The sequence below is a fragment of the Streptomyces albireticuli genome, from assembly GCF_002192455.1.
In the GTDB taxonomy this organism is placed as follows: domain Bacteria; phylum Actinomycetota; class Actinomycetes; order Streptomycetales; family Streptomycetaceae; genus Streptomyces; species Streptomyces albireticuli_B.
The window spans coordinates 7,690,561-7,712,110 of record NZ_CP021744.1 but is presented as its reverse complement, the minus strand read 5'-3'; the positions used below and the strand labels follow the sequence as shown (position 1 = coordinate 7,712,110).

Below are 21,550 nucleotides of genomic sequence, written 5' to 3'. Positions count from 1 at the left end.
CCCCCACTCGACCGATCGGATCCCCCCATGTCGGCCCCCGCCCCCGGCTCCACCCGCTCCGAGCACGACCTCCTCGGCGACCGCGACGTCCCCGCCGCCGCGTACTACGGCGTCCACACCCTGCGCGCCGTGGAGAACTTCCCCATCACGGGGACGCCCATCTCCGCGTACCCCGACCTGGTGACCGCCCTCGCCGCGGTCAAGCAGGCCGCCGCCCTCGCCAACCGCGACCTCGGCCTGCTGGACGGCCGCAAGGTGGACGCGATCGTGGCGGCCTGCGAGGAGATCCGCGCCGGGCGGTGGCACGAGCAGTTCGTCGTGGACGTCATCCAGGGCGGCGCCGGCACCTCCACCAACATGAACGCCAACGAGGTCGTCGCCAACCGGGCGCTCGAACTCCTCGGCCACGACAAGGGTGACTACAAGCACCTGCACCCGCTGGAGGACGTCAACGCCGGGCAGAGCACCAACGACGTCTACCCGACCGCCGTCCGCCTCGCGCTCCAGCTCGCCGCCGTCCGCCTGCTGGAGGCCATGGAGGTGCTGCGCGAGGCGTTCGCCGCCAAGGCGCTGGAGTTCGCGGACGTCCTCAAGATGGGCCGGACCCAGCTCCAGGACGCGGTGCCCATGACGCTGGGCCAGGAGTTCGCCGCCTACGCCGTCATGCTGGACGAGGACCGGGCGCGCCTGGCGGAGGCGTGCGCGCTGCTCCGCGAGATCAACCTCGGCGGCACCGCCATCGGCACCGGCCTCAACGCCCACCCCGCGTACCCGGCACTCGCCTGCCGCCACCTCGGCGCCCTCACCGGCGTCCCGGTGAGCGTCGCCGGTGACCTGGTGGAGGCCACCCAGGACATGGGCGCGTTCGTCCAGCTCTCCGGTGTGCTGAAGCGGATCGCCGTCAAGCTCTCCAAGACCTGCAACGACCTGCGCCTGCTGTCCTGCGGCCCGCGCGCCGGCCTCGCCGAGATCAACCTGCCGCCGGTCCAGGCGGGTTCGAGCATCATGCCCGGCAAGGTGAACCCGGTGATCCCGGAGGTCGTCAACCAGATCGCCTTCGAGGTCATCGGCAACGACGTGACGGTCACGTTCGCCGCGGAAGGCGGGCAGTTGCAGCTCAACGCCTTCGAGCCGGTCATCGCCCACAGCCTCCTCAAGAGCCTCACCCACCTGCGGGCCGGCTGCCTGACCCTGGCCGAGCGCTGTGTCACCGGCATCACCGCCAACCGCGAGCACCTGGCCCACCTCGTCGCCCGGTCCATCGGCCTGGCCACCGCGCTCAACCCGCACATCGGCTACGAGCAGGCCACCGCCGTGGCGCAGGAGGCGCTCACCACGGGTGCCTCGGTGCACGACCTCGTCCTGGCCAAGGGCCTGCTCACCCAGGAGCGGCTCCAGGAGATCCTCCACCCGGACAACCTCGCCCGGCCGCACGCCCGGGCCGCGGCGGCCGTCGCGGCCGTCGACGCCTGACCGGCCCCGGCAGCAGTAGCAGTCCCGCACACCAGCGACACCGGAAAGAAGAAGTTCCCTCATGGCAACGGCGCCAAGCGTCTCGTACTCGATGACGGTCCGGCTGGAGGTCCCCGCGAGCGGGACGTCGGTCGGTCAGATCACCACGGCCGTGGAGTCCTCCGGCGGATCGGTGACCGGCCTGGACGTCACCGCCTCCGGCCACGAGAAGCTGCGGATCGACGTCACCGTCGCCGCGACCTCCACGGCCCACGCCGACGAGATCGTCGAGAAACTCCGCGGCATCGAGGGCGTCCACCTCGGCAAGGTCTCCGACCGCACCTTCCTGATGCACCTCGGCGGCAAGATCGAGATGGCCTCCAAGCACCCCATCCGCAACCGCGACGACCTCTCCATGGTCTACACCCCCGGCGTCGCCCGCGTGTGCATGGCCATCGCCGAGAACCCCGAGGACGCCCGCCGCCTGACCATCAAGCGCAACAGCGTCGCCGTCGTCACCGACGGCTCCGCCGTCCTGGGCCTGGGCAACATCGGCCCCAAGGCCGCCCTCCCCGTCATGGAGGGCAAGGCCGCCCTCTTCAAACGCTTCGCCGGCATCGACGCCTGGCCCCTGTGCCTGGACACCCAGGACACCGACGCCATCGTCGAGATCGTCAAGGCCATCGCCCCCGGCTTCGCCGGCATCAACCTCGAAGACATCTCCGCACCCCGCTGCTTCGAGATCGAGGCCCGCCTGCGCGAAGCCCTCGACATCCCCGTCTTCCACGACGACCAGCACGGCACCGCCATCGTCGTCCTCGCCGCCCTCACCAACGCCCTGCGCGTGGTGGAGAAGTCCATCGGCGACGTACGGGTCGTCATGTCCGGCGCCGGCGCCGCCGGCACCGCCATCCTCAAGCTCCTCATCGCCGCCGGCGTCAAGCACGCCGTCGTCGCCGACATCCACGGCGTCGTCCACGCCGCCCGCCCCGACCTCGTCGACGCCGGCCCCGAGACCGCCCTGCGCTGGATCGCCGACAACACCAACCCCGAAGGCATCACCGGCACCCTGAAGGAAGCCGTCCGCGACGCGGACGTCTTCATCGGCGTCTCCGCCCCAACGTCCTGGGCGGCGAGGACGTCGCCGCGATGGCCGACGGCGCGATCGTCTTCGCCCTGGCCAACCCCGACCCCGAGGTCGAGCCCGGCATCGCCCGCCAGACCGCCGCCGTCGTCGCCACCGGCCGCTCCGACTTCCCCAACCAGATCAACAACGTCCTGGTCTTCCCGGGAGTCTTCCGCGGCCTGCTGGACGCCCAGTCCCGCACCGTCAACACCGACATGATGCTCGCCGCCGCCCGCGCCCTCGCCAACGTCGTCGCCGAGGACGAGCTCAACGCGAACTACATCATCCCCAGCGTCTTCAACGCACGGGCGACCGAGGCCGTGGCCTCGGCGGTGAAGGGAGCGGCCCTCGCGCTGCGTCCGTCCGAGTAGCCGACCCGGCCGGGCGAGTCAGGACGGGACCGCGCGCTCGCCGGGCGGCAGGGGCGCGGAGGCGGCCAGCGACGCCAGGTAGTCGTCGAGTAGCTCCGCCTGGCGATCGGGCGGGAAGTCCGCGGGGGCGAACAGCGCCTGCACCACCAGCCCGAGCACGAAGGCCTGGGTACCGGCGGCGACGCCCGCCGGGTCCCCGGCGGGCAGTTCACCGAGCCGCTGGGCCTCGGCGACCAAGGCGCACAGCTTGTCGCGGCTCTCCGCGTACCTGCGGGCGTGGTCGCCGCTCAGGGCCGGGTCGGCGAGCGCGACGTCCCAGGAGGACACCCAGATCCGGTTGGCGTCGGTGGCCTCGGCGGTCAGCGGCAGGATGTCGAGCAGGGCGGCCCGCACGGCCGCCAGGCCCGCCCCCGCGGCGCGCCGGGGGCGGGCGGCGCTGCGCTGTTCGAGCAGGTCGAGGGCGTACGCGACCAGGTCGCGTTTGGCGGGGAAGTAGTGGGTGAGCAGCCCGGTGGTGGCGCCGAGTTCGGTGGCGACGGCGCGCAGGGTGAGCCCGCCGAAGCCCTGCGCGGCCAGCACCCGCCAGACCGCTTCGGAGACGTCGCGGCGACGGGACTCGTGGTCCCCCTTGGTACGTGGCATGCTGCTACGGTACATAACCGTAACGCTTGTTATGTGAATGGGGTCATCATGTTCTCCCTCCCCCTGCGGGACAACGCCCTCCTCGAACCGCTGGAGATATGGCACGCCGAGGAGTTCGCCGCCCATCTGGACCGGGCCCGCGACCACATCCGGCCGTGGGTCGGGCCGGCGTTCGTCACCGAGGACCTCGACGGAGCACGGGCCACCCTGAGCCGGTACGCCGAGCGGCAGGCCGCGGACGGCGCCCGCCTGTACGGCATCCGGCTGGACGGCACCCTGGTCGGCGGCGTGATGTTCACGGACTTCAGCACCGCCTCCGGCTCCTGCGAGATCGGCTGCTGGCTGGAGCCCGCCGCCGAGGGCCACGGCCTGGTCACCCGGTCCTGCGGCGCGCTGCTGGACTGGGCCTTCGGCTCCCGGGGCCTGCACCGCGCCGAGTGGCACTGCCGGGCCGACAACGACCGGAGCGCCGCCGTGGCCGAGCGGCTCGGCATGACGCTCGAAGGCGTACGACGCGAGTCCTGGCCCTACGAGGGCGTCCGCCACGACAAGCAGGTCTGGGCGATCCTGGCCTCCGAGTGGCGGGCCGGGGAGACGCCCGCCCCCGAGGTCGGCCGGGCCGCGTAGCGGGCGACGCCTACGGCCGGGCACCGGCCGGGACACGGCGCCCCGCCCACCAGCCTCGGGGCGGGGCCGTCAACCCTTCGGGGAGATCCCCAGCGACCGGACGAGCTGGGCCAGTTCCTCGCGGAAGAGCTTGTCCGGACTCACGGTCTGCGTGCGGAGATGGCCGTAGATCTCCAGTGTGACCAGGCCGTGCAGGTGGCCCCAGATGCGCAGGGCGAGCGCCACACCGGCCGGGGGCAGGTCGGGGAAGGCCGGGCGGACCTTGGCGAGCAGACCGGGGTCGAAGTCGGACCACTGGAAGTCGCTGTCCGCGTAGAGATGTTCGGCGTGCGGCCAGGCGGTGGCCGCGAGGGCGGTGAGGCCCGTGCAGACCCGCTGCGCGGCGTCCGGGGCGGCGCCGCCCTCGGGGGCGGTGTAGCCGGGTACGGAGTCGCCGTAGATGAGGCGGAAGCCTTCGGGGCTGGCCAGCGCCCAGTCACGGAAGGCGTGTGCCCACACCTGGATACGGCCGGCCGGATCGCCGGCGGGAGCCGCGTCCCAGGCGGTGGCGACGGCGTCGGCGAGCGAGGTGTACACGTCGTCGACGAGCGAGGTGACCAGGTCGTCACGGGTGGCGAAGTAGCCGTAGATCGCGTTGGCGGTCATGCCCATCTCGCGGGCGATGGCGCGCAGCGTGATCGCGCCGGGTCCGCCCGAGGCCATCAGCCGAAGCGCCACGTTCTTGATCTCGGCCGCCGTCTCGGCCCGCAGCCGTTCGCGCCGCCCCGTGGCTCCCGTACCTGTCATGCCGTCACTCTACAGCGTCACCGAAATTGATTGCCGTATCAAAACTTCACACCGTATAGTTTTTGCACGGCGTCCAGTCGCGGCGATGACCACCGCGCGTCCGGGCGCGAACCACGCGCAGGAACAAGGGGAGAACCATGCACATCGGTGTGATCGGCGCCACCGGCACCATCGGCAGCCGGGTCGTCACGGAGGCACTCGGCCGCGGGCACCACGTCACGGCGCTCAGCCGCGACGCCTCAGGGATCGAGGAGAGCCGCGCGAACGTCACCTGGGCGAGCGTGGACGTCCTGGACCCCGCGAGCATCGCCGCTGTCCTGCCCGGCCTGGACGTACTCATCAGCGGGTTCCAGCCGGGCAACGCGGCCAAGGACTTCGCGGACACCGTGCGGCGCTCCATCGCCGACCCCACGGTCCACGTCACCGCCGCGCGGGCGCTGGTCAAGGCCCTGGAGCGGCACCCCCGGACCCGGCTCCTCGTCATCGGCGGGGCCGGCAGCCTGGAGACGGAACCCGGGGTGGTGCTCGCCGACGACGAGGACCGGATGCACGCGACCCTCGACGAGATAGGGCTGCCCCGTGAGTACGCGGTCGCGGCACGCGGAGCCCGGGACGGCCTCGACGTGCTCCGTACGTCCAACCGGCTCTGGACGTACTTCAGCCCCGCCGAGGACATCGCCCCCGGCGAGCGCACCGGCCGCTTCCGGATCGGTGGCGATCAGGTGATCCGGGACGCCGACGGCCGCAGCCACGTCTCCGCGGAGGACGCCGCCGTCGCCATCGTCGACGAGGTGGAGCTGCCCCGCTTCGTCCAGCGGCGTTTCACGATCGGCTACTGAACGCGCAGGTGCCGGGGCGCCGGCGGGACGCCCCGGGTCAGCTCCCGCGGCGGCCCGTCCGGTTCGGGGACGAGGCGGAGGACGGTCCGCCCACGCTGCCTGTCCGTGGGTGCGTTTCGAGCCGCGCCGGCGCCGCTCCCGCGGTCAGCCGACGCGGGCGGCGATGGTACGCGCGCACACCATGGACTCGGTCCGCGTCGTGTCGACCTCCAGGTCGTAGAAGACCCCCTCGTGCACCGCGTCGGCCTGCGACGCGGCCATTCCCTGGATGCGGTCCCCCGGGCGATCTCACGGCCCGCGGCGACCGCGCTCCCGCACCTGACGCCGACCCACAGCACGTCCAGTCCGCCCAGGGCCTTCCGCCACCGCTCCTGGGACGCCGCTCCGCCGAGGAAGACGTCATCGATGATGACCCTGGCGCCCGCACGGGCCATCGCCGCGATGCCGTCCGTCCAGGCAGCCTCCAGGGCCCGGAAGTCCGCGCCGACGGTCACCCCGCCGTCGGCCGCGAACGTGATCCCCTCGTCGGACTCCTGCATCCTCGCGGGCAAGGCGTCGACGAAGGAGTCGCACCCGAAGGCCAGCCACGGATCCGGCAGGACGGCCTGAAGACACCGTACGATCCCGGACTTCCCCGAGCTGGATCCACCGTTGAGAATGATCATCTGAGTCGCCACCGCGCCACAGTAGGACGTCATCCGCGCGGCGCGAAACGAATATCGGGCGGCGCCGCGCCCCACCGGGTCCCGGCCGGCCCGTCGGCCGGGACCCGGGACGGCTCAGCCGGCGAGCCTCGACGCCGCCGCGCCCTGGAGCGCCACGCCCCTGACGGCGCAGTAGACCTTGGCCGGGTCGCTGTAGTAGCGCCACGGAAGAGCCTCCACATAGCCGTCCACCAGCCGGAACTGTTCCAAGGCGGCCTCGTGGCGGCCCTGCTTGGTCAGGCAGTAGGCCAGCAGGTGCCGGACCTCCGCGATCCGGGGGTGGTCCGGCCGGGCCGCGGCGACATCCGCCAGGGCGGCCTCGATCAGGGCCGCCATCTCCGGCCAGCCGTAGGCCTCCTCGGGGGCCTCGTCGTCGTTGTGCTCGTACCAGCTGACCAGCGGGAACATCGTCAGCAGGCTGCCGCGCGGAGCCGTCGCCGCGGCCCGCGCGGCGAAGTCGCGGGCGAGCTCCGCGGAGCCGCACCACTTCGCGCTCCAGTACTGGAGCGCGCGCCAGTGGGCCTCGTAGTGGTACGGGGCGCGGGCGGTGATCTGGCCCCACAGCTGGTGCAGCGCCTCGTGCGGGGCGCTCAGGCCCATGTACAGCGGGAGCTGGAGGAGGTACGGGGTGGGGTCGTCGGGGTGGGCCAGGGACGTGGCGCGGTCGAAGTCCTCCCTGGCCTCGTTCAGCACCCGGTGGAAGCCGGCGAACCGCTCGGCCGAGGTGTCCTTGGCCCAGGCCCCGCCACGGATCTGCCAGGCCAGCGACACCTTCGCGGACGCGTGGACCACGGCCGCGTCGGGGTCGCCGGGGCGCGCGGCCTCCCAGGCCCGCAGCCAGGTGTCGTCGTCGGCCGCCCGCCCCGCGACGATGCCGACGAGGTACGAGCGGCGTTCCCAGTCGGTGCCCGCGGCGGTGAGCGCCTGGGAGGCGGGCAGCCAGTCGCCCCGGGAGAGGGCCGCCAGCACGGCTTCCGCCTCGGGGTCCGGGCCCGCCCGGTCCGTGTTCTGACGCTCCGCCGGCAGCAGGCCCGCGCCGATCTCGGCGGCGACCCCCTCCGCGCGCTTGGCGCGTCTCTTGGACCGCAGCCAGAAGCAGAGCATGACGATGACGATGATGAGCGGGAGGATCCCGGACATGGGTTTCTACGGTCCGATCAGTCGTGGGTTCTACGGATGTGCGAGAGGCTCGCGGGGGTGCGGGTCCGCGGATCCGCGAGCTCAGCAGGCGAGGAGCGCGCGCAGCGGCGCGGTGTCCGGAACGTCCGCGGTGGCCGCCCGTACCGCGGCGGACAGCGCCTCCTCCGTCTCGGACGGCTCCCCCGTCCCACCGGAGTACGCGGCCCCCGGCAGCCGCAGCCGCACCCGCTCGGACCAGGAGAGCTCCCAGTACGCCCCGGCCCTCTCCACCAGGGCCAGCTCGGCCAGCCGGTACGTCCCGGCCTCCAGCGCCGGGCGCAGGAACTCCCGTGCCGCCCGGCCCGTCGCCCGCGCCGCGTCCGGCGACTTGGGCAGGTGCCCCGCGACCAGCCACAGCCGTTCCGCGTCGGCGGAGTCCAGCAGGGCCGCGAGGTCGCCCGACGCGCTGCCCGCGGCGATCCCCGCGGTGGCCAGTGCCGTCCGCAGCGGCCCGGCGCCGGCGGTCGCCCGCGCGTGCATCGCCCGGTGCGCGAGCTCCGGCCATGCCGCCCGCTCCATGGCCAGGGCCTCCGGGGTGAGGAGGACGTCCTCCAGTTCCGCCAGCACCCGCTCGGCATCGCGCAGCAGCGCCAGCGCGGGCCGCGCCGGATCCGTCCCTCGGCCGTCGTCGGGCTGCGCCTCGATCAGCCGCACCCGCTCGGCCACCGGGGGGTGCGAGTCGTACGGGGACTCCTCGTCGGCCGGCAGTTCGCCGCGCAGCTCCGCCAGGGCGGACCGGCGCCGGGGGTCGGCGAGCAGGTGGCGCAGTCCGCCGAAGACCTCACCGCGCGGCGGGAGGAGTCCCGCCTCGACGCCCAGCATGGCGTACCGGCTCTGGTAGAAGTCGTGGGCGGCGTCGAGCACCGCGGTCTCCCGCAGCGCCGAGGCCGTGGCGTCCCGGCCCGCGACGCGGACCGCCATCCGGTCGGCGGCGAGCTCCTGCTGCCGGCCGACGCCGCTGGTGACCCGCAGGTAGAACCGCGCGTACGCCTGGAACGGCCTGGCCATGAGCCGGTACCGGAGCCCGGTGCGCCCGGTGTCCACGCCCTTCGCCTTCCTGCCCTTGCGCAGCCGCTTCGCGTCCGCCTTCTCCTGCCGGGAGCGCTCCTTGCCGATCCGCTTCCGCTCCTGCTCCTGGAACGCCGCGACGGTCCGCAGCACACAGTCGCGGCCGCGCCGGGTGATGCCCGCGAGGCGGGTGTCCGCGTTGCCGTAGTGGCCCAGCTCATGGGCGATCACCGAGTGGAGCTGCGGCTCGCTGAGGCCGCTCAGCAGCGGCACGCCGAGGTAGAGGCGACGCCGTCCGGGCAGCAGGCCCAGCAGCCGGGCGTCCTCGGAGACCGCCGCGTTGACCTCCCCGGTGAGGAGGATCTCGTCGGGCGGCCGGGTCCCGGAGCGCTCGGCCAACCAGCGTACGGTGCCCCACAGTTCGGGCTGGCCGGCCTCGGTGACCGGCAGTGCCTCCCGCTCGTCCCCGCTGCTCGCGCCCAGCGCGAAGGCGCCCCGCAGGACCGGGAGGCCGAGCAGGGCGGAGATCACGGTCACCTTGACCGCGACCGGGGCCGGCGCCCAGACCCAGGCCGCGACATCGGTCCCGACGAGCACGCCGAGCACGACAAGGGCGACCAGATAGAAGCCGGCCAGCAAGACCAACGCGCGCAGCGCGCGCGGAGATGCGCTCACAGAGCAGAGTCCCCCGCATGAAGAAGAATATGAGTGGAAAGATCATATGTGCGAATCGCGCACGGACTGGATCATTTTCGCCCGGGCCGACCGGCGGCAGGATGCCGGCCGGCCCGACCCCAGGGGAGGACGGATCATCGTGAGACGGACAGGGTCGGCGAGACGGACGGGACGGATGAACGGCGGGGCCGGAGGGCGCTGGCGCAGACGCGGGGGCTGCGTTCTCGCGGCCGTCGCCCTGGCGGGTGCGGCCGTACCGGCGCGGGCGGACACGGAGGGGGACGGCACCGTCCAGGTGAGCGTCGGCCTCGACGGCGCGCGGCCCGACGGCTGGTCGGAGCCGCTCGGGCTGAGCGCGGACGGCAGATACGGCCTTTTCTCGTCCCTGGCGTCCAACCTCGTGCCGGGCGACACCAACCGCCTGTACGACGTGTTCGTGCGGGACTTACGCACCCGGCGCACCGAGCGGGTCAGCCTCGCCGACGACGGCGCGCAGCTGAACGGGTCCACGAGCGAGGCGGCGATCAGCGGCGACGGCCGGTACGTGGCGTTCGGCTCCGACGCCGCCGGCGTCGTGCCGGGGCAGCCGGCGACCGGCGGGTCGAACATCTTCGTCCGGGACCGCCGGACCGGACGCACCGAGCTCGTCACCGCGGGCGACCCGGCCGGGGGCGACAGGGCCGGGAGTTCCCGAGCCCCCGCCCTCAGCTGGGACGGCCGGTACGTGGCGTACTCCTCCGACAGGCGCGACCTGGTGCCCGGGGCGAAGCCCGGTCCGGGCCGGAACATCTACGTCACCGACCGCGTCAAGGGGACCACCCGGCTGGTCACGGCCGGCCCCGACGGGTCCCCCGCCGACGGCGAGTCCCACGAGCCCTCGATCAGCGCGGACGGCACGGTCATCGGCTTCCGCTCGAAGGCGGCCAACCTGCTGTCCCGGGACCGGGCCCCCGCCGTGCGGCCGCCCGGGACGGCCGGCGCGCGGCCCTCGTCCGCCGCCCTCGCCGGTTCGAAGCCCCCTCCGCCGCGCCGTATGTTCCCCTTCTACGTGTACGACGCGCGCACCGGCCGGATCCAGGGCGCCGGCGTCGACCCCGCCGGTGTGCTGCGCGACGCGGCCCCGGACGCGAACCTGAGTCCTGACGGACGGTACGCCCTGTTCAGGATCTTCGAGCCCGGTTACGGGACGGACCCGGACGCCGCGCACAAGGAGCTCTACGTCCGCGATCTGCGGCGGGGGACGGTCACGAAGGTGGCCACTCCGCTGCCCGGCACCGAGACCGTCCTCGATTCCTTCCGCGCCACCATGACGGCCGACGACCGGGCGGTGTTCTTCGCCTCGGACGCCGACAACCTGGTCCCCGGTGACACCAACCGCGTCCCGGACATCTTCCGGCGCGATCTGCGGACCGGCCGGATCGACCGCGTCGCCACGGCCGGGGACGACCCGCAGGCCTCCCGGCCCGCCTCCGACCCGTTCGTCGACGCTCTCGGCACGACCGTGCTCTTCGGCGGAACGGGCGACGTCCTCGCCCGCAGGCTGCCGCCCATGTGACCGGGCGGGCCGGGCGGGCGGGAACGCCCGTACCTGGTGGCGGCAGCAGTCCGCCGGGGCCCCTGGCGAAGGGGGTCCCGGCGGACTGCTGATGAACGCCCGCGCGCGCCGGCCGCCCGTTCCCGGCCGGCGCGCGCCGCCGTTCCGCTACGGCGCCATCTCGTACGTCCCGGACAGCGCCGCGACGCGCTCCCAGACGCGTGCCGAGCGGCTGTCGTCGACGACCGGGCGACGGACCGCGCCCAGCGCCCAGCGCTGCTGGTCGGCGGTGGCGGAGTCCTTGCCGTGCAGCTCGACGGCGTGCGCGGAGAAGTCGCGGACGAGGACGGCGAACAGCTCGTCGAGGACGTCCTCGTCGAGGCCGGTCAGGTGCGCCTGCTCCAGGATCAGCTGGCTGTGCACGACCAGCGCGAACAGCTGGCCGACGGCGAGCAGCAGATCCAGGTCACGGCTCTGCTCCTCGTCGGGGGCGGCGGTGGTGACGAACTCGCACAGCGCGTCCGCCTGCTCCCGGAAGCGGCCGACGTTGGGCACCTGGGCGTACGGCTCGAAGGCGGCGCGCCAGTCGTGGAAGCGGATGGCGCCGAGGCCGCGGGCCGGCCCCTGGCGGAAGAGGAAGTCGTCGTCGGCCGCGTCGAGGCGGGTCGGCACGGGCGCGTACTCCGCCGGGTTCAGCAGGTGGTTGCCCATGAACTTGAGGATCAGCGCGAGGTTGACGTGGACGGTGCCCTCCAGCTTCGGCAGGCCCCGGATCTCGGTGGCGGCCTGGGCGAAGTAGGTGTCCTTCTCGAAGCCCTTGGCCGCGATGACGTCCCACATCAGGTCGATGACCTTCTCGCCCTCCGTGGTCACCTTCATCTTCGTCATGGGGTTGAAGAGGAGGTAGCGGCGGTCGTCGGGGCCGGCGGAGCGGAAGTAGTCGACGGCGCGGTCGCTGAAGAGCTTCATGCCGACCAGGCGGACGTAGGCGTCGGTCAGCTCACGGCGCACGTGCGGGAAGGCGGTGACGGGGCGGCCGTAGAGGACGCGGTTGTGCGCGTGGGTGACGGCCTCGTACATCGCGTGCTCGCAGATGCCGATCGAGGCGGTGCAGAGGTTGAACTTGCCGACGTTGACGGTGTTGAGGGCGGCGTCGAAGGCGGCGCGGCCGGTGTGCAGGACGTCCTCGGGCGCGACCGGGTAGTTCTCCAGGCGGAACTCGCTGACGTACTTCGACGAGTCGACGACGTTCTTGACCAGGTGGTACGCCGGGTGGCGGCTGTCGGCGGCGAAGAAGACGTAGCCGTCGGGGCCCTCGACGTCGGTGCGGCGGCCGAAGACGGAGACGAGGCCGGCGGCGTTGCCGTTGCCGATGTAGTACTTGGAGCCACTGGCCCGGAAGCCGCCGTCGCCGTCCGGCTCCAGCAGCATGTCGGTGGAGTAGATGTCGGCGCCGTGGGTCTTCTCGGACAGGCCGAAGGCGAACACCTCGCCCTGGGTGAGGAGTTCGGCGGCGCGGGCGCGGGCGGCGGCGTTGTCGCTCTGCCAGACCGGGCCGAGGCCGAGGACGGTGACCTGCCAGGCGTACCAGTAGTCGAGCCCGTAGAAGCCGAAGATCTCGTTGAGGGCGGCTATGCGGGCGGTGTCCCAGCGCTTGTCCTCGTGCCCGTCGGCGGCGGACGCCGGGGTGAGGAAGGTCGCGAACAGGCCCTCCTTGGCCGAGAAGGCGAGGAAGTCCGCGAGCCAGGCGCGGGAGCGGTAGTCCTCGATCAGCTTGCGCTTGCCGCGGTTCTCGAACCAGTCGACGGTGGCGCGCAGCAGCCTGCGGGTCTCGGGGTCGAAGTGCGCCGGGTCGTACGTGCGCGGGTTGAACAGCAGCGGGTCAGCCATGGGTGTTCGCCTTTCCTGCTGGAAGGTCGGTTGTCTTGTGCCGGTTCGGGGAGTGGTGCGGGTCGCCGGGTGTGCGGCGCGGCCCGCGCCGGTTCACCGCTCCGGCCGGAGGCGGTGGAGCGTGGCGAGTACGTCGTCGAGCCAGGCGAGCATCATCCGCTCGTACGCGATGCCGCCGCGCAGGACGGCGTGCTGGAGCTCCTGCCCGGCGTCCTGTGCCGCGGGGGCCTGGGGGCCGGTGAAGTCGCGCAGCTGCCCCGCGAGGTAGTGCGTGAGCCGGTCGGCGTGTGCCCGGTGGTGCCGTTCGACCTCGCTGATCAGCGCGGCGGGGTCGTCGAAGGCCGCGCCGCGGATCTTCACGGCGAGGTCGTGCCGGACGCTCTCGGGTTCGATCGGTTCGTGGAGCCACCCGGAGAGGACGGTCCGGCCGAGACCGGCGACGGAGTACTCCTTCTTGTCCGGCCGGCCCTGCTGCGGCACCTCGCGGACGTCGATCCAGCCGTCGCCCTCCATGCGCTTGAGGACGCGGTAGATCTGCTGGTGGGTGGCGGTCCAGAAGTAGCCGATGGACCGCTCGAAGCGCCGGGCCAGCTCATAGCCGGAGCCCGGCTTCTCCAGCAGGGAGACGAGGATCGCGTGCTCGAGGGCCATGCCCGGATCTTTCTATGCAACGAGTTGCATAGGCAAGAGCGTGCGAGTGAGACGCGGCTCACCCACGGGAGAGCCGGCGATGCGCCCGGGCTCTCGGGGACGTCAGCCCTGGAGGGCGTGAGCCGCCGGCTCGTGGGCGGTGAGGACGAGACGGGCGCCGTCCCCCGCCGCGACGACATCGACCAGGATCTCGCCACCCTCACCGAAGTGCAGGGTGAGGACGGGGTCGGCCTGGACCAAGGCGTCGAAGACCTCCTGACGCCCCTCCGGCAAGGGTCCGTCGAGGACCGCGTCGCACGTCCACTCGCCGTCGGCGGCGCGGGCCGTCACATGTACGCCGAACCCTCCCAAGCTCGTCGAGCGATCGGCCCACCACTCAAGCCTCGCGGGGCCCTCATACATATCCATCCCGGAAGTATCGCCGGTATCCGACACCGCCTGAACGAGCGTCAGGAGACGCGGCGGCCGCGCACCGGCGCCCAGGGGGCGTCATCGCGGCCCCCGCGCAAGAAGCGGCGCTCTCCCGGCATTTCCACCGTATATCAGGGAGGGGGCCTTGCCGCAAGGTCCCCCATAAGGGGCAAAATCGCTTCCTGTGTGCCGAAGGCGCGGCACACAGGACGGGGAGCACCATGCGTTTTCTGTTGTCCACCATCGGGTCGCGGGGCGAGGTCCAGCCGGTCGTCGCGCTGGCGGTCCGGTTGCGGGAGATGGGGCACGGCGCCGTGGTGTGCGCGCCGCCGGACTTCCGTGAATGGGCCGAATCCCTCGGGGTCGCCTACGTGCCCGTCGGACCCGAGCTGCGCGGGACCGCGAGGCGGGGCGCCGGAGCCGTCCCGACGGCCGAGCAGCGGCTGCGGATGGTCGAAGGCACGGTCACGGCGCAGTTCGAGGCGGTCCGCGCCGCTTCCGAGGGCTGTGACGCCGTCGTGGCGGGCGGCGCGCTGGCCGTCGCCGCCCGCTCGGTGGCCGAGCGGCGGGGCATCGGCTATGCCTACGCAGCCTTCGCCCCGGTCTCACTGCCGTCCGCCCACCACGCGCCGCCCGTCTTCAGGATGCTCGGGCAGCAGCCCGCGGCCGGGCCGGTCGACAACCGCGCGCTCTGGGCCGAGGACGCCGAACGCTGGAACTCCCTGTGGGGCCCGGCTCTCAACGCCCGGCGCGCGGCCGCCGGCCTGCCGCCGGTCGAGGACGTACGCGGCCACATCTTCACCGGCGCCCCGTGGCTGGCGGCCGACGCGGCGCTGGCCCCCTGGCCGGAGCCGTCCGAGCTGGAGGTGGTCCGGACCGGGGCCTGGCTGCTGGCGGACGACCGGCCGCTGTCCCCCGGGCTGGAGAGGTTCCTGGACGCGGGTGAGCCGCCCGTCTACTTCGGCTTCGGCAGCGGTCGCGTGCCCGAGGGCCTGACCGGGCTGGTGATCGACGCGGCCCGCGCGCTCGGCCGGCGCGTGATCCTGTCGCGGGGCTGGGCCGATCTGTCCCTCGTGGACGACGCCCCCGACTGCCTGCTGACCGGCGAGGTCAACCAGCAGGCGCTGTTCCCGCGACTCGCGGCGGCCGTGCACCACGGCGGCGCCGGCACCACGACCGCCGCCGCGATGTCCGGGACGCCGCAGGTGATCGCCCCGCAGAACTTCGACCAGTTCTACTTCGCCGACCGCGTCGAACGGCTCGGCATCGGCACCCATCTGCGCGGCGAACCCACCGCCGGCTCACTGACGGCCGCTCTCCACCGGGCCCTCGACGCCGAGGTGGTGGGCGCGGCCCGCGCCGTCGCCGGGCGCGTACGCACCGATGGGGCCACGGTCGCCGCCCGGCGGCTCATCGGGACCCGGTGACAGCCTTCCCCCGCCATGTGGCGCGGGGCCCGATCGCCGGCGCTCAGGCGCCGGCGGCCGGCCCGTCACCGCGGGCCGGCTCGAACGACCTCAGGCCGCCCGCCAGCTCGGCGAGGGTCTCCTCCGCCACTTCGCGCAGGAAGGCGGGGCACACCCACGCGTCCAGGGGTTCGTTCTCGTCGCCCGGCCCGTCCGCCTCGTCCCACTCGTCCCATCCGTAGTACTCGGCGATCTCCGCCCGGCCGCCGGGGCTGCGCAGGAAGTAGCCGACCTGGTTCGCGTAGTCCGGGTCGCCCGTCTCCGGGTGCTCACCGGGGCCGTGGGCGCACGGACGGTCCTCCAGCAGCAGCACGGCCTCCTCGACGCCCTTGATCATCGCGTCCAGCACCGAGCGGTCCGTGATCCTCTCCGATGCCGCGTACCAGCAGGTCGCGTTCATGGTCACGAGATAGCCGGCCAGCACCCCGCGGGTCGGCCGGGCGGGGAGGGAGGCCGCCTCGTCCTTGAGGTCCTCGTGCGGATCGCCGTACGGGTAGTCGTTCACGATGCCCGAGAGGGTGCTGATGCGGTCGTGGTGTGCTTCCGGCGCCCCCACGGGGATCCGGCGGACGGTCAACGGAGCGATCACGTCCGTGGCCAGCCGCGCCCACCCCGCGACGTTGGCCGGGCACAGCACCCGCTCGACGTCGGCGTCGGCGTCCGGCGCCGCGAGCTCGCCGGTCAGCAGCCCGGTGTCGCCGTTCCGGACCTCGTCCGCCATGGAGTCCATCTCGGCCTCGTACGGATGGCCGTCGTGCGAGCAGGGCGGCCGGCTGCCCAGCGCCTCCGCCGCGGCCCGCAGGGCGTCCAGGGCGGCGCGCCCGGCCGCCGGCTCGGGGCGCCAGGCGAGGTGGCCCGACATCGCCACCAGCCCGGACACCCATATGCGTGCCTGTTCACCGCCGGGGTCGGCGGCGAGCCGGCGGGCGCAGTCCAGGACGAGGGGGGTGGCTTCGTCCGCCGGGGACGTGTCGCGGATCCGCTCCCATGCGGCGGCGAGCCGGGAGACGTCGGGGTCGGTTGTAGTGATCATGCTCTGGACGACGAGCCGGTGCCCGGTACGGTTCCTGTCCACCGCGCCCGCGGGGCGGTGCGGAGCGGCAGGACCGTCCGGGCCCGGGCGGCGGCGCCGCTCCCCTTGTGCGGCTCGCCCGGCCGCCCTCACCATCTTGGCGTCGAGCTTTTGCAGAGGGGCGGGTGTGAATCAGCGTAATCCCGCATACGACTTCCAGGGCCTGCACCATGTACAGCTTTCGATCCCGCCGGGGGCCGAAGATCTTTGCCGTGAGTTCTGGGCGGGCGTTCTCGGTATGGCCGAGCTGGAGAAGCCGCCGGTGCCGGCGGCCCGCGGCGGCTGCTGGTTCCGTGGGGGCGGCCTGGAGGTCCATCTCGGCGTCGAGGACGACTTCCGCCCGAACAAGAAGGCCCGTCCGGGAATCCTGGTGAATTCACTGCACGCGCTCGCCCAGCGGTTGACCGACCGTGGGGTGAGCGTCACTTGGGACGACGACTTCCCCGGGCACCACCGCTTCTACGCCCTCGACAAACTGGGCAACCGGCTCGAGTTCCTGGAGCCCGCCTCCGACGACCGGCCGGCCGGCCGGCCGGGCACGGGGCGCACGGGCGATAAGTAAAGGCAAGGAGATTGCCCACTCCTTGCCACTCTCAACATATAGCGCACAGGGGGCCTTGCCGCAAGGCCCTGGTCGTGCCGCAAAATGGTCCGCCGAAGCCAGAACCCGCGGAAATGGCGCATTCGCGAAGCGCGTGTCCTCTGCCGATATCGCACGGACCCGGTGCCGGAGGTACGGGTGTGCGCGCCGTTGTACCGCGCGGAGCGGATGGCCGGAATCCGAATCTCGTGAAATGGGCGTTTCGATGATTGACGTGATCGTGGTCGGTGGCGGACCGACCGGATTGATGCTGGCCTGCGAACTGCGACTGGCCGGAGTGCGCGTGGTCGTCCTGGAGAGGTCGACCGAGCCGACCACGAACTCCCGTGGGCGCGGCCTGCACACGCGCAGCGTCGAGGTGATGGACCAGCGCGGCCTGCTGAACCGGTTTCTCGCGGTCAGTGAGAAGTTCCAGGTCGGCGGCTTCTTCGGCGGCATCTACAAGCCGTGGCCGGACCGGCTGGACACGGCGCACCCGTATGGCCTCACCACGCCGCAGCCGGTCACCGAGCGGTTGCTCGACGAGCGTGCCCGCGAACTCGGTGCGGAGATCCGGCGCGGCCACGAGGTGGTCGGGCTGAGCCAGGACGAGGACGGGGTGACCGTCGAGTCGGCGAGTGGGGGTGCCCCAGGCGGCGAGGGCGTGGCCGGCGGGGGAGGTACGCGGCTGCGCGCGCGGTATCTCGTCGGGTGCGACGGCGGCCGCAGCGTGGTGCGGAAGCTGCTCGGTGTCGGCTTCCCCGGTGAGCCCTCCAGGGTCGAGACGCTGCTGGGCGACATGGCGGTGACCGCGGAACCGGAGACGATCGCCGCCGTCGTCGCGGAGGTCCGCAAGGTCCAGCTGCGGTTCGGCGCCATCCCGCTCGGGGACGGGGTGTACCGCATCGTCGTGCCCGCCGAGGGCGTGGCCGACCGTACGGCCCCGACGACCCTCGACGAGTTCAGGCGGCAGCTGCGGACGCACGCGGGCACCGATTTCGGCGTGCACTCGCCGCGCTGGCTGTCCCGGTTCGGCGATGCCACCCGGCAGGCCGAGCGCTACCGGGTCGGCCGGGTGATGCTGGCCGGAGACGCGGCGCACATCCACCCGCCGACCGGCGGCCAGGGGCTCAACCTCGGTGTGCAGGACGCGTTCAACCTCGGCTGGAAGCTGGCCGCCGAGGTCAACGGCTGGGCACCGGAGGGCCTGCTGGACACCTACCACGCCGAGCGGCACCCGGTGGGCGCCCGCGTGCTGGCCAACACCCGCGCGCAGATCACGCTGCTGGGGACCGATCCGGGCGCGACCGCCCTTCGCGAGCTGCTCTCGGAGCTGCTGGACTTCGAGGAGGCGAACCGGTACGTGACCGCGATGATCACCGCGGTCGGGGTCCGCTACGACTTCGGCGAGGGCCACGAACTGCTCGGCCGCCGCCTGCGGGACGTCCAGCTGAAGCGGGGCCGTCTCTACGAGCTGATGCACGGCGGCCGCGGCCTGCTGCTCGACCAGGCCGGCCGGCTCTCGGTGGAGGGCTGGGCGGACCGGGTCGACCACGTCGTCGACGTCAGCGAGGAACTGGACGTACCCGCGGTGCTGCTGCGGCCCGACGGCCACGTGGCCTGGGCGGGCGAGGACCAGGCGGAGCTGCTGGGCGAGCTGCCGAAGTGGTTCGGCGCCGCCACCGGCTGAGCGCGCGGGACGGTTCGCCGCACGGCTGAACCGAGGTCCGGCCCCGGCGGCGCCGGCAGGTCCGCTCACCCGCCGGCGCCGTTCACGGGCCGCCCCGCCGCTCCGACGTCCCGCTACGGAGCGATGGGCAGCTGACGCTTGTGGTCGGTGAGGCGGTAGCGGCGGACGATCGTCTCGAAGGCGCGCTCGTCCACCGGCTTGCCCTCCAGGAAGTCGTCGATGTCGTCGTACGTGACCCCGAGCGCGTCCTCGTCGGCCTTGCCCGGGTCGAGGGTCTCCAGGTCGGCCGTCGGGGTCTTCCACACCAGCTCGGCGGGGGCGCCCAGGGCGTCCGCGACGGCGCGCACCCGGCGCTTGGTCAGGCCGGTCAGCGGGACGAGGTCGGCGGCGCCGTCACCGAACTTGGTGAAGAAGCCGGAGACCGCCTCGGCGGCGTGGTCGGTGCCGACGACCAGGCCGTCGTGCGCGCCGGCCACCGCGTACTGGGCGATCATGCGCTGCCGGGCCTTGATGTTGCCGTGCACGAAGTCCTGGTGGTGGGCGTCGCGGAAGCCGACGCCGGCGGCCACCGAGGCATCGAGCGCGGCGTCGCTCGCGGGCTTGATGTCCACGGTCAGCAGGTGGTCGGCCCGGATGAAGGAGAGCGCGAGCTGGGCGTCGTGCTCGTCGGCCTGGGTCCCGTAGGGCAGCCGCATCGCGTAGAACCGCGCCTCGTGCCCGGCGGCCCGGGCCCGCTCGACGGCGAGCTGGCACAGCCGGCCGGCGGTGGTGGAGTCGACGCCGCCGCTGATGCCGAGCACCAGGGAGCGCAGACCGGTGGAGGTCAGCCGCTCGGCGAGGAAGGCCACCCGGCGCTCGATCTCCCGCTCGGGCTCGAAGGTCTCGGCGACCTGGAGATCCCGGGCGATCTCCTGCTGAAGGGCGATGGACGCCGACTCGCTCACGTCTGCTCCTTGTTTCGTTCCACGATGTGCTGACCACCTTAGCCAGGGGCGTCCGGGGGTCGGGGAGGGGGCGTGCGGTGACGGTGCCTGTCCGGCGAGCCCTGCCCGGCCGTGATCCGCCTCCCCGGCGGCACGTCGTTGTCAGACCCCACCGCTAGCGTCCGCACATGGACCTGAAGATCGAATACGTGCACGGTGACGCGACCCGGCCGCAGGGGACGGGCCGCAAGATCATCGCCCATGTCTGCAACGACGTCGGCGGCTGGGGAGCGGGATTCGTCCTGGCGCTGTCCCAGCGGTGGCCGGAGCCCGAGGCCTCCTACCGCCGCTGGTACCGCGAACGCGCCACCAGCGGCTTCGCCCTCGGTCAGGTGCGGCTCGTCGAGGTCGAGGATGACCTGTGGGTGGCCAACATCGTGGGGCAGCACGGGATCCGTACCCGCGCCGGAGGCGGCACGGCGCCCGTGCGGTACGAGGCGATCGGCACCGCGTTGGACGCCCTCGGAGCACGGGCGGCGGTCCTCGGCGCCTCGGTCCACATGCCCCGCATCGGCTGCGGGCTCGCCGGCGGCCACTGGGACAGCGTCGAACCGCTCGTCACCCGGCACCTCACCCGGCGCGGGATACCGACCGCCGTCTACGACCGCGCGTAGTCGGTCGCGCCGGGGCGGCTAGCGCGCGCTTCGGGAGGCGGTGCCGGTCAGGCGCAGGGCGCCCAGGGCGAGCAGGGCGGCGACGGTCATGCCCGCGAACATCGGGACGGCCGTGTGCGCGCCCCCGACGCCGACCAGCGGGGCGGCCACCGCGCTGAGCAGGCTCTGGGCGGTGCCGAGGACGGCGGAGCCGGTGCCGGCGGCCTCGGGGACGCGTTCCAGCGCGAGCGCGGCCGCGTTGATGCTGGCCAGGCTGATGCCGGCGAAGGCGGCGTAGAGCAGGACCAGGACCACGACCAGGTTCAGCCGGCCGGCCAGGGCCAGCGCGCACAGGGCGGCGGAGCAGACCGGCATCGTGACCAGGCCGGCGCGCAGCAGTGACCTGGGGCTGAAGCGGCCGACGAGTCTGGTGACGGCGACACCGGCCAGGACGCTGACGATGCCGACGGAGGCGAAGGCCGCCGAGGTCCGGCCGACGCTCAGGCCGAGGAGGTTCTGGAAGAGGAAGGAGGCGCCGCCGAGGTAGCAGAAGAGGACGGCCAGGGCCATGCCGAAGCAGAGGGTGTAGCCGAGGTAGGGGCGGTTGCCCAGGACCTCGCGCGCGGTGCGCGCGGTGGCCGCGATGCCGCCGCGGTGGCGCCGCTCGGGCGGCAGGCTCTCGGGTACGGCGAAGGCCGCGGCCACCAGGGCCAGGAGCGACGCGGCCGACAGGACCCAGAAGACGTCGCGCCAGTCGCCGGCCTCGATCACGGCGCCGCCCACGACGGGCGCGACGACCGGGGCGATGCCCATGAGGGTCATCAGGACCCCGAGCAGCTTGGCGGCCTTGTCCCCCTTGGCCACATCGGAGATCACGGCGCGGCCGACGACCACGCCCGCGGCACCGCTGAACCCTTGGAGGAAGCGCAGGACGACCAGCCAGCCGAGGGAGGGGGCCAGCGCGCAGAAGGCGGTGGCCACGACGCAGGCGAGGCCACCGATGAGGATGGGAGCGCGGCGCCCGAAGCGATCGGAGAGCGGGCCGAGGACGAGCTGCCCCAGGCCCATTCCTATGAGGAAGGCGGTCAGGGTGAGCTGGACGCCTGAGGCGTCGGTGTGCAGATCGCCCGTCATCTGCGGGAAGGCGGGCAGGTACATGTCCGTGGCCAGCGGCATCACGAACGCGAGCAGCACCAGGGCTGCTGTCATCACAGGCATCCAAGAACTCCGTACGAACCGGGCGTGTGGAGCGGCAGCCGCGGCGCCCTGTC

18 protein-coding genes and 2 pseudogenes are annotated in these 21,550 nt (G+C 73.1%); 9 read left to right on the top strand and 11 right to left on the bottom strand.

The features are described from left to right. Positions 1 to 27: 27 nt before the first annotated feature. Entirely contained in the window at positions 28 to 1,473 is a 1,446-nt protein-coding gene (gene aspA, locus SMD11_RS32820; RefSeq protein WP_087929895.1) for an aspartate ammonia-lyase, read from the top strand. A 61-nt stretch (positions 1,474 to 1,534) separates the two neighbouring features. After that, positions 1,535 to 2,949: pseudogene (locus SMD11_RS32815) on the top strand (NAD-dependent malic enzyme). Between the two features lie 18 nt (positions 2,950 to 2,967). Here the strand turns inward: SMD11_RS32815 and SMD11_RS32810 are convergent. Continuing rightward, positions 2,968 to 3,591 (bottom strand): TetR/AcrR family transcriptional regulator, encoded by a 624-nt coding sequence (locus SMD11_RS32810; protein ID WP_087930879.1) that lies wholly within the window; start codon positions 3,589 to 3,591, stop codon positions 2,968 to 2,970. A 48-nt stretch (positions 3,592 to 3,639) separates the two neighbouring features. Between SMD11_RS32810 and SMD11_RS32805 the strand changes: the two genes are divergently transcribed. Continuing rightward, the gene (locus SMD11_RS32805; protein WP_087929894.1) at positions 3,640 to 4,218 is read left to right on the top strand and encodes a GNAT family N-acetyltransferase; all 579 of its coding nucleotides are present in this window, start codon (positions 3,640 to 3,642) and stop codon (positions 4,216 to 4,218) included. 69 nt (positions 4,219 to 4,287) lie between these two features. Here SMD11_RS32805 and SMD11_RS32800 read toward each other — a convergent pair whose 3' ends face one another. Then, positions 4,288 to 5,004 carry a TetR/AcrR family transcriptional regulator gene (locus SMD11_RS32800; RefSeq protein WP_087929893.1) on the bottom strand — a complete coding sequence of 239 codons (717 nt, stop codon included), beginning with the start codon at positions 5,002 to 5,004 and terminating at the stop codon, positions 4,288 to 4,290. A 137-nt stretch (positions 5,005 to 5,141) separates the two neighbouring features. Here SMD11_RS32800 and SMD11_RS32795 point away from each other — a divergent pair, with 137 nt between their 5' ends. Next, positions 5,142 to 5,843 (top strand): NAD(P)-dependent oxidoreductase, encoded by a 702-nt coding sequence (locus tag SMD11_RS32795; RefSeq protein WP_087929892.1) that lies wholly within the window; start codon positions 5,142 to 5,144, stop codon positions 5,841 to 5,843. Between the two features lie 144 nt (positions 5,844 to 5,987). Here SMD11_RS32795 and cpt read toward each other — a convergent pair. The 3 genes and pseudogenes from cpt to SMD11_RS32780 form a co-directional block, all read right to left on the bottom strand. After that, positions 5,988 to 6,508: pseudogene (cpt, locus tag SMD11_RS32790) on the bottom strand (chloramphenicol phosphotransferase CPT). Between the two features lie 114 nt (positions 6,509 to 6,622). Further along, positions 6,623 to 7,687, bottom strand: a complete 1,065-nt coding sequence (locus SMD11_RS35625; protein WP_087929891.1) for a DUF4034 domain-containing protein — start codon at positions 7,685 to 7,687, stop codon at positions 6,623 to 6,625. Between the two features lie 81 nt (positions 7,688 to 7,768). Continuing rightward, entirely contained in the window at positions 7,769 to 9,409 is a 1,641-nt protein-coding gene (locus SMD11_RS32780) for a M48 family metalloprotease (RefSeq protein ID WP_087929890.1), read from the bottom strand. A gap of 175 nt (positions 9,410 to 9,584) precedes the next feature. Between SMD11_RS32780 and SMD11_RS32775 the strand changes: the two genes are divergently transcribed. Then, positions 9,585 to 10,964, top strand: coding sequence for a TolB family protein (locus SMD11_RS32775; RefSeq protein WP_087929889.1), 1,380 nt, complete (start codon positions 9,585 to 9,587; stop codon positions 10,962 to 10,964). A gap of 147 nt (positions 10,965 to 11,111) precedes the next feature. Here the strand turns inward: SMD11_RS32775 and SMD11_RS32770 are convergent, their stop codons facing one another. The 3 genes from SMD11_RS32770 to SMD11_RS32760 form a co-directional block, all read right to left on the bottom strand. Further along, positions 11,112 to 12,833 carry an acyl-CoA dehydrogenase family protein gene (locus SMD11_RS32770; protein WP_087929888.1) on the bottom strand — a complete coding sequence of 574 codons (1,722 nt, stop codon included), beginning with the start codon at positions 12,831 to 12,833 and terminating at the stop codon, positions 11,112 to 11,114. Positions 12,834 to 12,926: 93 nt separating this feature from the next. Next, on the bottom strand, positions 12,927 to 13,484 hold the full coding sequence (locus SMD11_RS32765) for a PadR family transcriptional regulator (RefSeq protein WP_087929887.1): 558 nt from the start codon (positions 13,482 to 13,484) through the stop codon (positions 12,927 to 12,929). Positions 13,485 to 13,586: 102 nt separating this feature from the next. Beyond that, the gene (locus SMD11_RS32760; RefSeq protein ID WP_234366284.1) at positions 13,587 to 13,814 is read right to left on the bottom strand and encodes a hypothetical protein; all 228 of its coding nucleotides are present in this window, start codon (positions 13,812 to 13,814) and stop codon (positions 13,587 to 13,589) included. A gap of 302 nt (positions 13,815 to 14,116) precedes the next feature. Between SMD11_RS32760 and SMD11_RS32755 the strand changes: the two genes are divergently transcribed. After that, the gene (locus tag SMD11_RS32755; protein ID WP_087929885.1) at positions 14,117 to 15,322 is read left to right on the top strand and encodes a glycosyltransferase; all 1,206 of its coding nucleotides are present in this window, start codon (positions 14,117 to 14,119) and stop codon (positions 15,320 to 15,322) included. Between the two features lie 43 nt (positions 15,323 to 15,365). Here the strand turns inward: SMD11_RS32755 and SMD11_RS32750 are convergent, their stop codons facing one another. Then, positions 15,366 to 16,394, bottom strand: a complete 1,029-nt coding sequence (locus SMD11_RS32750) for a hypothetical protein (RefSeq protein ID WP_159395432.1) — start codon at positions 16,392 to 16,394, stop codon at positions 15,366 to 15,368. Between the two features lie 166 nt (positions 16,395 to 16,560). Between SMD11_RS32750 and SMD11_RS32745 the strand changes: the two genes are divergently transcribed. Further along, positions 16,561 to 16,995, top strand: a complete 435-nt coding sequence (locus SMD11_RS32745; RefSeq protein ID WP_087929883.1) for a glyoxalase — start codon at positions 16,561 to 16,563, stop codon at positions 16,993 to 16,995. 244 nt (positions 16,996 to 17,239) lie between these two features. Beyond that, positions 17,240 to 18,703, top strand: a complete 1,464-nt coding sequence (gene rox, locus SMD11_RS32740; protein ID WP_087929882.1) for a rifampin monooxygenase — start codon at positions 17,240 to 17,242, stop codon at positions 18,701 to 18,703. Between the two features lie 113 nt (positions 18,704 to 18,816). Here the strand turns inward: rox and nadE are convergent, their stop codons facing one another. Next, the gene (gene nadE, locus SMD11_RS32735; protein WP_087929881.1) at positions 18,817 to 19,647 is read right to left on the bottom strand and encodes an ammonia-dependent NAD(+) synthetase; all 831 of its coding nucleotides are present in this window, start codon (positions 19,645 to 19,647) and stop codon (positions 18,817 to 18,819) included. 167 nt (positions 19,648 to 19,814) lie between these two features. On the opposite strand from nadE, the gene SMD11_RS32730 reads away from it, so the two are divergent. Further along, the gene (locus SMD11_RS32730) at positions 19,815 to 20,300 is read left to right on the top strand and encodes a macro domain-containing protein (RefSeq protein ID WP_087929880.1); all 486 of its coding nucleotides are present in this window, start codon (positions 19,815 to 19,817) and stop codon (positions 20,298 to 20,300) included. A gap of 18 nt (positions 20,301 to 20,318) precedes the next feature. On the opposite strand, the gene SMD11_RS32725 is transcribed toward SMD11_RS32730, so the two are convergent. Continuing rightward, the gene (locus tag SMD11_RS32725; protein WP_234366283.1) at positions 20,319 to 21,497 is read right to left on the bottom strand and encodes a multidrug effflux MFS transporter; all 1,179 of its coding nucleotides are present in this window, start codon (positions 21,495 to 21,497) and stop codon (positions 20,319 to 20,321) included. Between the last annotated feature and the right edge of the window lie 53 nt (positions 21,498 to 21,550).